1 protein-coding gene is annotated in these 2910 nt (G+C 50.2%); it reads left to right on the top strand.

Annotation, left to right across the window (positions count from 1 at the left end):
- Positions 1–2910, top strand: a 2910-nt coding sequence (locus E0F89_RS17220) for a hypothetical protein (protein WP_165930066.1), incomplete at both ends; no start/stop codon positions are given.

The raw sequence follows: 2910 nt of genomic DNA, 5'->3' as shown, positions 1-2910 counted from the left end.
GCAGATTCTGATGGATTACAACCCAATGTGCCGTTGGTTGGGGTTCCTGTAGCAGTGATTACTGGAGCTACTGTGTCCACTGTCCAAGTCGCTGTACGTGAAACCGGTGCTGCTGCGTTGCCACAGGCATCAGTTGCATTCCAGGTTCTGGCTTGTGAACGTAAACAGCCCGTGATCGTAACCACACTATCGGTGAATGTCGGAGTTACCATTCCACAAACATCCATTGCTGTTGCTGTTCCAAGTGCTGCATTTATTACAGATGCTGATGGATTACAACCCAATGTACCGTTGGTTGGTGTTCCTGTAGCAGTGATTACTGGCGCTACTGTGTCCACTGTCCAAGTCGCTGTACGTGAAACCGGTGCTGCTGCGTTGCCACAGGCGTCAGTTGCATTCCAGGTTCTGGTTTGTGAACGTATACAGCCCGTGATCGTAACCACGCTATCGGTGAATGTCGGAGTTACCATTCCACAAGCATCCATTGCTGTTGCTGTTCCAAGTGCTGCATTTATTGCATCAGCAGATGGATTACAACCCAATGTACCGTTGGTTGGTGTTCCTGTAGCCGTGATTACTGGAGCTACTGTATCCACTGTCCAAGTCGCTGTACGTGAAACCGGTGCTGCTGCGTTACCACAGGCATCAGTTGCATTCCAGGTTCTGGTTTGTGAACGTATACAGCCCGTGATCGTAACCGTACTATCGGTGAATGTCGGAGTTACCATTCCACAAGCATCCATTGCTGTTGCTGTTCCAAGTGCTGCATTGATTGCAGATTCTGATGGATTACAACCCAATGTGCCGTTGGTAGGTGTTCCTGTAGCCGTGATTATCGGCGCTACTGTATCCACTGTCCAAGTCGCTGTACGTGAAACCGGTGCTGCTGCGTTGCCGCAGGCGTCAGTTGCATTCCAGGTTCTGGTTTGTGAACGTATACAGCCCGTGATCGTAATCGCGCTATCGGTGAATGTCGGAGTTACCATTCCACAGGCATCCATTGCTGTTGCTGTTCCAAGTGCTGCGTTGATTGCAGATTCTGATGGATTACAACCCAATGTGCCGTTGGTTGGTGTTCCTGTAGCCATGATTATCGGCGCTACTGTATCCACTGTCCAAGTCGCTGTACGTGAAACCGGTGCTGCTGCGTTGCCGCAGGCATCAGTTGCATTCCAGGTTCTGGTTTGTGAACGTAAACAGCCCGTGATCGTAACCACGCTATCGGTGAATGTCGGAGTTACCATTCCACAAGCATCCATTGCTGTTGCTGTTCCAAGTGCTGCATTGATTGCATCAGCGGATGGATTACAACCCAATGTACCGTTGGTTGGTGTTCCTGTAGCCGTGATTATCGGCGCTACTGTATCCACTGTCCAAGTCGCTGTACGTGAAACTGGTGCTGCTGCGTTGCCACAGGCGTCAGTTGCATTCCAGGTTCTGGTTTGTGAACGTATACAGCCCGTGATCGTAACCACGCTATCAGTGAATGTTGGAGTTACCATTCCACAAGCATCCATGGCTGTTGCTGTTCCAAGTGCTGCATTTATTGCAGATTCTGATGGATTACAACCCAATGTACCGTTGGTTGGTGTTCCTGTAGCCGTGATTACTGGAGCTACTGTGTCCACTGTCCAAGTCGCTGTACGTGAAACCGGTGCTGCTGCGTTGCCACAGGCATCAGTTGCATTCCAGGTTCTGGTTTGTGAACGTAAACAGCCCGTGATCGTAACCACACTATCGGTGAATGTCGGAGTTACCATTCCACAAGCATCCATTGCTGTTGCTGTTCCAAGTGCTGCATTTATTGCAGATGCTGATGGATTACAACCCAATGTGCCGTTGGTTGGTGTTCCTGTAGCCGTGATTACTGGAGCTACTGTGTCCACTGTCCAAGTCGCTGTACGTGAAACCGGTGCTGCTGCGTTGCCACAGGCGTCAGTTGCATTCCAGGTTCTGGTTTGTGAACGTATACAGCCCGTGATCGTAACCACGCTATCGGTGAATGTCGGAGTTACCATTCCACAAGCATCCATTGCTGTTGCTGTTCCAAGTGCTGCATTTATTGCATCAGCGGATGGATTACAACCCAATGTACCGTTGGTTGGTGTTCCTGTAGCCGTGATTATCGGCGCTACTGTATCCACTGTCCAAGTCGCTGTACGTGAAACCGGTGTTGCGTTGTTGCCGCAGGCGTCAGTTGCATTCCAGGTTCTGGTTTGTGAACGTATACAGCCCGTGATCGTAACCGCGCTATCGGTGAATGTCGGAGTTACCATTCCACAAGCATCCATAGCTGTTGCTGTTCCAAGTGCTGCATTGATTGCATCAGCGGATGGATTACAACCCAATGTACCGTTAGTTGGTGTTCCTGTAGCCGTGATTACTGGCGCTACTGTATCCACTGTCCAAGTCGCTGTACGTGAAACCGGTGCTGCTGCGTTGCCACAGGCATCAGTTGCATTCCAGGTTCTGGTTTGTGAACGTATACAGCCCGTGATCGTAACCGTACTATCGGTGAATGTCGGAGTTACCATTCCACAAGCATCCATTGCTGTTGCTGTTCCAAGTGCTGCATTGATTGCAGATTCTGATGGATTACAACCCAATGTGCCGTTGGTTGGGGTTCCTGTAGCTGTGATTACCGGAGCTACTGTATCCACTGTCCAAGTCGTTGTACGTGAAACCGGTGCTGCTGCGTTACCGCACGCATCAGTTGCATTCCAGGTTCTGGTTTGTGAACGTAAACAGCCCGTGATCGTAACCACGCTATCGGTGAATGTCGGAGTTACCATTCCACAAGCATCCATTGCTGTTGCTGTTCCAAGTGCTGCATTTATTGCATCAGCGGATGGATTACAACCCAATGTACCGTTGGTTGGTGTTCCTGTAGCCGTGATTACTGGAGCTACT

Source organism: Flavobacterium caseinilyticum, assembly GCF_004349085.1.
GTDB classification, from domain to species: domain Bacteria; phylum Bacteroidota; class Bacteroidia; order Flavobacteriales; family Flavobacteriaceae; genus Flavobacterium; species Flavobacterium caseinilyticum.
The sequence above is the reverse complement of the archived record's forward strand: the minus strand, read 5'-3'. Positions and strand labels throughout refer to the sequence as shown.